Consider the following 6,931-nt stretch of genomic DNA (forward strand, 5'->3'; position numbering starts at 1 on the left):
CTCCTGCTTGTTACGTTTCATCCAACCGAGGCCGGATGTCGTTTGGTGTCAGATTCCGTAAGGAACCGGGAGCACCATCTGCGTAGGCTTGAGGTTTAAGACTTACGTCGCCTACGGTCTTGGATAGCCCCCGCCAGGCAGGGACCCCAATCTTTCAACAACCGGAGCGATCGCTCGCTCCGACTGATATGTCTTACGCGTTCAGCGAGCCCTGATCGATAATCAGACCTGGGCCCATAGTGGTGCTCAGGGTTACGCGCTTAACATAGATACCTTTCGAAGAAGCTGGCTTGATGCGCTTGAGATCAGCGATCAGAGCTTCAACGTTTTCCTTCAGCTTGATGGCGTCAAAGCCAACTTTGCCGACGGAAGTGTGGATGATGCCGTTTTTGTCGGTGCGATAACGAACCTGACCAGCCTTGGCGTTTTTCACGGCAGTGGCTACGTCTGGAGTTACGGTACCAACTTTCGGGTTAGGCATCAGACCACGTGGACCGAGGATCTGACCCAGCTGGCCGACAACGCGCATGGCGTCCGGGGAAGCGATCACTACGTCGTAGTTCAGCTCGCCCGCTTTCATTTCAGCAGCCAGTTCGTCCATACCAACGCGATCAGCACCGGCAGCCAGAGCAGCTTCAGCAGCCGGGCCCTGGGTGAACACAGCAACGCGTACGGTTTTACCGGTGCCGTGCGGCAGAACGGTAGCGCTACGTACAACCTGGTCGGATTTACGTGGGTCAACGCCCAGGTTCACAGCGATGTCGAACGACTCGGTGAACTTAACTTTCGACAGCTCGCCCAGCAGGGTGGCCGCTTCTTCAAAACCGTAAGACTTACCAGCGACGATTTTCTCGGCGATAGCCTTTTGGCGTTTGGTCAACTTAGCCATTACACACCCTCCACGTTGAGGCCCATGCTGCGAGCAGAACCGGCGATAGTACGCACGGCTGCATCCATATCAGCAGCGGTCAGATCAGCCTGTTTGGTTTTGGCGATCTCTTCGAGCTGAGCACGGGTAACGGTGCCAACCTTGACGCTGTTCGGACGAGCCGAACCGCTAGTCAGACCAGCAGCTTTCTTCAGCAGAACCGAAGCAGGGGTGCTTTTGGTTTCAAAGGTGAAGCTACGGTCGCTATAAACAGTGATGATCACTGGAGTCGGCAGACCAGGTTCCATGCCCTGAGTCTTGGCGTTGAACGCCTTGCAGAATTCCATGATGTTCACGCCATGCTGACCAAGAGCCGGACCAACGGGCGGGCTCGGGTTAGCTTGTGCAGCCTTTACTTGCAGCTTGATATAAGCCGTGATTTTCTTAGCCATTAGCTACTCCAATTCGGGTTCTAACGCCTTGCGGCTCCCCGGGTTACTTACGTGTTTATCCCAGTGACGACAAAACCCCGCAGCCTGAGGCTGCGGGGTACGGGATGCTTTGTCAGTTATGCCTTTTCGACCTGACTAAACTCCAGCTCAACCGGCGTGGAGCGACCAAAAATGGTCACAGCCACCTGAATCCGGCTTTTCTCATAGTTCACTTCTTCGACAACACCGCTGAAGTCAGCGAAAGGACCGTCAATTACGCGGACCATCTCACCTGGTTCAAACAGGGTTTTCGGCTTCGGCTTGTCGCTACCATCAGCAACACGACGCAGAATTGCATCAGCCTCTTTATCAGTGATTGGCGCAGGCTTATCAGCGGTACCGCCAATGAAACCCATGACCCGAGGCGTGTCCTTGACCAAGTGCCAAGTGCCTTCGTTCATGTCCATCTGCACCAGAACATAACCGGGGAAGAACTTGCGTTCACTTTTGCGCTTCTGGCCATTACGCATCTCAACCACTTCTTCAGTGGGAACCAGAATCTCGCCGAACCCATCTTCCATGCCGGCCAGCTTGACGCGCTCAATCAAAGAGCGCATTACATGCTTCTCGTAACCCGAGTAAGCATGCACAACGTACCAACGCTTAGCCACGGGACACCTTCAACCAACAATCATGGAAACAAGCCAGCCTAGCAGGGAGTCAAGCCCCCACAACAACAGCGCCATCACCAACACAACAGCCACAACGATAAGCGTGGTTTGCGTGGTTTCCTGGCGGGTTGGCCAAACGACCTTACGAATTTCAACCCGAGCTTCTTTAGCGAGCCCGAAAAATGCCTGCCCTTTAGCGGTTTGCAGGCCAACAAATGCAGCAACAGCCGCAAGCGCCAGCAGACCGAGGACACGGTACAGAATCGGCTCACCAGAGAAGAACTGATTGCCAACCACGCCAACAACCACCAAAGCAGCAACAACAAGCCACTTAAGCAGATCAAAGCGCGAATCTTTGGCTTCAGCCTTAACAGTCATTTACGAGGATCCTGTGAAAGACGTGCCAGTTTTAACTTCTTGGTAAAACTGGCAGGTCAGGAGGGAATCGAACCCCCAACCTACGGTTTTGGAGACCGTCGCTCTGCCAATTGAGCTACTGACCTAAAACAAAATCAGGCCGACCATTATGCCGGCCTGATGGGGACTTATCAACGATTACTCGATGATTTTGGCAACAACGCCAGCGCCAACGGTACGGCCGCCTTCGCGAATCGCGAAACGCAGACCATCTTCCATGGCGATCGACTTGATCAAGGTAACAACCATCTTGATGTTGTCGCCTGGCATTACCATCTCAACGCCTTCCGGCAGTTCGCAGCTACCAGTTACGTCGGTAGTACGGAAGTAGAACTGAGGACGGTATCCTTTGAAGAACGGGGTGTGACGACCACCTTCGTCTTTGCTCAGGATGTAAACCTCAGCTTCGAACTTGGTGTGCGGCTTAACCGAACCCGGCTTGGCCAGTACTTGACCACGCTCAACGTCTTCACGCTTGGTACCACGCAGCAGAACGCCGCAGTTCTCGCCAGCACGACCTTCGTCGAGCAGTTTGCGGAACATTTCAACGCCGGTGCAGGTAGTCTGAGTGGTGTCACGCAGACCAACGATTTCCAGAGCTTCTTGAACCTTGACGATACCGCGCTCGATACGACCGGTAACTACGGTACCGCGACCGGAGATCGAGAATACGTCCTCGATTGGCATCAGGAATGGCTTGTCGATAACGCGGACCGGCTCAGGAATGTAGCTATCCAGAGTCTCTACCAGCTTCTTAACAGCGGTAGTGCCCATTTCGTTGTCGTCTTGGCCGTTCAGAGCCATCAGAGCCGAACCGATGATGATCGGGGTGTCGTCGCCCGGGAACTCGTAAGTGCTCAGCAGGTCGCGAACTTCCATCTCAACCAGTTCCAGCAGCTCAGCGTCATCCACCATGTCAGCCTTGTTCAGGAAGACAACGATGTAAGGAACGCCAACCTGACGGGACAGCAGGATGTGCTCACGGGTTTGCGGCATCGGACCATCAGCGGCCGAGCAAACCAGGATAGCGCCGTCCATCTGAGCAGCACCGGTGATCATGTTTTTTACGTAGTCGGCGTGACCTGGGCAGTCAACGTGTGCGTAGTGACGCACGGCCGAATCGTATTCAACGTGAGCGGTGTTGATGGTGATACCACGAGCTTTTTCTTCTGGAGCGCTGTCGATCTTGTCGAAGTCAACACGAGCCGAACCGAAAACCTCGGAGCAAACACGGGTCAGAGCAGCGGTCAGAGTGGTTTTACCGTGGTCAACGTGACCGATGGTGCCAACGTTGACGTGCGGTTTGTTCCGTTCAAACTTTTCTTTAGCCATCAGAGCGTCTCCCATCGATTAAGTGCGCGAACCACGCGACCATTAAAACAAAGGCAGATATCTGCATATCTGCCTTCTTAATAATGGAGCTCTTGAGCGGATTCGAACCGCTGACCTCACCCTTACCAAGGGTGTGCTCTACCAACTGAGCTACAAGAGCGAACTCTTTTTACATAAACCGCAAACGTGGAGCGGGTAGCGGGAATCGAACCCGCACCATCAGCTTGGAAGGCTGAGGTTCTACCGTTGAACTATACCCGCGGAGCTTGCGGCTCACGCTAAATATGGTGGAGGGGGAAGGATTCGAACCTTCGAAACTCGCGTGTCAGATTTACAGTCTGATCCCTTTGGCCACTCGGGAACCCCTCCAAAGTGAGGCGGCATTCTCTTCGTATGCCACCCTGCTGTCAAGCAATTCCTCATAAAAAACTTGAGGTTAGCGCAATCGACAACAACTTTTCAGATTCACCCAGAGAGCAACCCTGCAAAGCGGGCGCCATTCTATTCAAACTAATTCGACGATGCAACGCTTTCGCATGGCATTAATTGATGTTGTAAGCCATTGAAGTCTCGAGCGAGTGACTGCAGAAGCGAATCATCAGCTAGGCGGCGACTTTCAGGAGAAATCCGCACCCAGAAATTGCGATGAGCCCTCGGCAATTCGCGCATCTGCGGCTCGTAGCCCACCTCGCGCAGACGCTGCATAACACTGTCGGCCGACTCACTGCGCGGAAACATCCCCAGGGAGATTCCGTTGGAAAGATCTCCTGTCGTAATGATGTAACTGTCGATTTTTCGCGCTTGCAGCTCCTTAAGTTGCCGCAACGAAGCCTGGCGAGAAGCAAGAGGCGGTAGATAAACCCAGTAATCCAGACCGGCCGGCGCATCCACAACCCTGACCTGGGACTGGATATCGAGGGTAATCAAACGCTGCTCTACTAATTTGGCGGCGTCTTCTTGATCGAAACCACCCAAAAACATACACACTTCAGAGGAGCCCGCGGCAGCCTCAACAGGATGCTCGCGGCGACTTTGCGCACCACCGGACTCACTCAGTAAACGAATATCTTGCCGAACCTCCTGATGTAAGGATAACGGCGCCACTTCTTTAGCCCGCAAGGGTGCCTGCTGCTGATGCCAGACGTAATAGAAGAGGTTCAGGACAAGAAAAAGGAGAAACAACCAACGCATAAAGACCTCAAGGCAGGGGACATGCGATCGCCAAACCAATAAAAATCAGGTCCGGCATCACACGCGCGACGGGCAGGATTTCTTCCACGGAGCCGGCATCCCCTCCCGTGAGAAACACTTCGAAGGAGTCGCCCCAATACTCTCGAGCAAGTTCAAGCTGAGTCTGCACAAAGCCACGAAGCATTAACGAACACCCGCGCTCAACAGCTTCAACGGTAGAGCGTCCCGGGGAAAGCTTTTGCAGCGCTCTCTCTGCCGCATCATCATCGTATCGAATCCGCCGAGTATGGGTACGCAACTGGTTACGCATCAGCGGCACACCTGGACAGATAAAACCTCCAAGATGACCACCATCTGCACCGACAAAATCCGACGTCACAGCCGTACCCAGATCAAGGACCAAACACGCTTTGCCGGCCAGCTTGTACGCCGCCAGTATAGCCAGCCAACGATCCAGCCCAAGACGCTGGTAATCGCTGTAACCATTACGGACGCCAGCCAAAACCTCAGCTGAGCGAGCGCACAGAGAAGCGATACCAAAGCGCTCAAGCAAAAGCTCTGTAAGCGCCGAGGTTTCTTCATCGCTACGCACACTTACCAAGCGGGCCGCGCGCAAGGCGAGCCCGGGCAACGCGAAAAGATCTGTAAGCAACTCCTCAGACGAGCCGACTACACCGCCACCCACGACGATCGATTGTGCATCCAACACCCGCCACTTGATAAAGCTATTTCCGCAGTCGAGCTCAAGAATCATCACGCAACCTCAAACTAAGCTCTCCACCACTGTACTGACGCTCCTCGCCATCCACCAGGAGCCTTAGCGCTCCCCGGAAATCGACCCCTAGCACACGCCCATCAATGAATTGGGCGCCCGCAGAAAGGCGAACCTCTTTTCCCTGCCAGAGATGAGCAGCCTCCCAGTCCGCACAAAGCGCCTGAAAACCCTGCTGTCGGTGCAGCGCGAGATAATGATCCAGATGGGCACTCAAGCTATTAATAAGCGCATTTCGATCAATCACTTCGCCAACCTCGTTGCGTAGGGACGTCCACGGCTGATCGATTGAATCCTCGCGACGCATATTAACGTTGATACCGACGCCTACCACTACATGACAAACATCTGCAGGATCGCCGGATATTTCCAACAATATTCCTGCTACCTTCCGTCCAGCAACCAGGAGGTCGTTCGGCCACTTCAGCCCAACACCCGCAACGCCCGCCTCACGTATAGCCGCTAATACTGCGAGCCCAACAACCAAACTAAGACCGTCCAACTGGCCCGCTCCACCTTCGACACGTAGCAGCAGGCTGTAATAGATATTTTCGGCGAAAGGACTTATCCACTGCCTCCCGCGGCGGCCGCGGCCCGCCGTTTGCCTTTCAGCTACAACAAAAAAAGGCGGCTTTTCGCCGGACTCCAGATAACGGAAGGCCGCAGCATTAGTAGAGTCAACACTCTCGAGCACCTGTGGTCGCCAGCCACCCGGATTACTCAGCAGCTTTTCAGCATCAAGTAGAACAAGCGGGGTCTCTAGGCAGTAACCTCGCCCACGCACCTTATGAACCGACAAACCAGAAGCCAGCTCCAACTCCTGCAACTGCTTCCAAACAGCCGCACGACTAACCCCAAGGGACGCACCTAGCGCCTCGCCCGAATGAAATCGTCCATCTTGTAAAAGCGCCAGTAACTTCAGCATTTGAGATCGCCAAATCAAGAGGCACGCATCATAGCGGCGCACTGGACCATTTCATAGAAAGCATCTCCGACAAGAAACAGGGCTATTAGCCGTTATCAGGGATGTCGATCCGCATCCGGAAGGCGTACCTGTCTAGAAACTTTTCTCGGCACAAAAACAAACCCCCCACTCGCTTTCGCGAATGAGGGGTTTGGAATTTAAGCTTGACGATGACCTACTCTCACATGGGGAAACCCCACACTACCATCGGCGATGCGTCGTTTCACTACTGAGTTCGGGATGGGATCAGGTGGTTCCAACGCTCTATGGTCGTCAAGCAATTCG

Annotated in this window: 8 protein-coding genes, 4 tRNA genes and 1 rRNA gene; all 13 read right to left on the minus strand. The window is 54.1% G+C overall.

Annotation, left to right across the window (positions count from 1 at the left end; all coding sequences use genetic code 11):
• Positions 1–193: 193 nt before the first annotated feature.
• Positions 194–889 (minus strand): 50S ribosomal protein L1, encoded by a 696-nt coding sequence (rplA, locus tag C8K61_RS12310; protein ID WP_108096541.1) that lies wholly within the window; start codon positions 887–889, stop codon positions 194–196.
• On the minus strand, positions 889–1,320 hold the full coding sequence (rplK, locus tag C8K61_RS12315) for a 50S ribosomal protein L11 (protein ID WP_108096542.1): 432 nt from the start codon (positions 1,318–1,320) through the stop codon (positions 889–891). Before rplK ends, rplA begins: the two co-directional genes overlap by 1 nt.
• Before the next feature lie 116 nt (positions 1,321–1,436).
• Positions 1,437–1,970, minus strand: a complete 534-nt coding sequence (gene nusG, locus C8K61_RS12320) for a transcription termination/antitermination protein NusG (RefSeq protein WP_108096543.1) — start codon at positions 1,968–1,970, stop codon at positions 1,437–1,439.
• Between the two features lie 9 nt (positions 1,971–1,979).
• Entirely contained in the window at positions 1,980–2,348 is a 369-nt protein-coding gene (secE, locus tag C8K61_RS12325; protein WP_108096544.1) for a preprotein translocase subunit SecE, read from the minus strand.
• Positions 2,349–2,397: 49 nt separating this feature from the next.
• Positions 2,398–2,473 (minus strand) — tRNA-Trp (locus tag C8K61_RS12330).
• A gap of 52 nt (positions 2,474–2,525) precedes the next feature.
• A complete protein-coding gene (tuf, locus tag C8K61_RS12335; protein WP_108096535.1) occupies positions 2,526–3,719 on the minus strand; it encodes an elongation factor Tu in 1,194 nt (397 codons plus the stop codon).
• Positions 3,720–3,803: 84 nt separating this feature from the next.
• Positions 3,804–3,879 (minus strand) — tRNA-Thr (locus C8K61_RS12340).
• A 27-nt stretch (positions 3,880–3,906) separates the two neighbouring features.
• Positions 3,907–3,980, minus strand: a tRNA-Gly gene (locus C8K61_RS12345).
• A gap of 24 nt (positions 3,981–4,004) precedes the next feature.
• A tRNA-Tyr gene (locus C8K61_RS12350) sits at positions 4,005–4,088 on the minus strand.
• A 141-nt stretch (positions 4,089–4,229) separates the two neighbouring features.
• On the minus strand, positions 4,230–4,910 hold the full coding sequence (locus C8K61_RS12355; RefSeq protein WP_108096545.1) for an SPOR domain-containing protein: 681 nt from the start codon (positions 4,908–4,910) through the stop codon (positions 4,230–4,232).
• A 7-nt stretch (positions 4,911–4,917) separates the two neighbouring features.
• On the minus strand, positions 4,918–5,664 hold the full coding sequence (locus C8K61_RS12360) for a pantothenate kinase (RefSeq protein ID WP_108096546.1): 747 nt from the start codon (positions 5,662–5,664) through the stop codon (positions 4,918–4,920).
• Positions 5,654–6,607: a bifunctional biotin--[acetyl-CoA-carboxylase] ligase/biotin operon repressor BirA gene (gene birA / locus C8K61_RS12365; protein WP_108096547.1), complete on the minus strand. Its 954-nt coding sequence runs from the start codon at positions 6,605–6,607 to the stop codon at positions 5,654–5,656. Before birA ends, C8K61_RS12360 begins: the two co-directional genes overlap by 11 nt.
• A 201-nt stretch (positions 6,608–6,808) precedes the next feature.
• Positions 6,809–6,924, minus strand: a 5S ribosomal RNA gene (gene rrf / locus C8K61_RS12370).
• Positions 6,925–6,931 lie beyond the last annotated feature (7 nt).

This window comes from Pseudomonas sp. GV071 (genome assembly GCF_003050835.1).
GTDB lineage: Bacteria > Pseudomonadota > Gammaproteobacteria > Pseudomonadales > Pseudomonadaceae > Aquipseudomonas.

Coding starts and splice junctions, on each gene's coding strand:
- C8K61_RS12355 (WP_108096545.1), bottom strand. CDS start 4,910: ATGCGTTGGTTGTTTCTCCTTTTTCTTGTCCTGAACCTCTTCTATTAC.
- birA (WP_108096547.1), bottom strand. CDS start 6,607: ATGCTGAAGTTACTGGCGCTTTTACAAGATGGACGATTTCATTCGGGC.
- tuf (WP_108096535.1), bottom strand. CDS start 3,719: ATGGCTAAAGAAAAGTTTGAACGGAACAAACCGCACGTCAACGTTGGC.
- secE (WP_108096544.1), bottom strand. CDS start 2,348: ATGACTGTTAAGGCTGAAGCCAAAGATTCGCGCTTTGATCTGCTTAAG.
- C8K61_RS12360 (WP_108096546.1), bottom strand. CDS start 5,664: ATGATTCTTGAGCTCGACTGCGGAAATAGCTTTATCAAGTGGCGGGTG.
- rplA (WP_108096541.1), bottom strand. CDS start 889: ATGGCTAAGTTGACCAAACGCCAAAAGGCTATCGCCGAGAAAATCGTC.
- rplK (WP_108096542.1), bottom strand. CDS start 1,320: ATGGCTAAGAAAATCACGGCTTATATCAAGCTGCAAGTAAAGGCTGCA.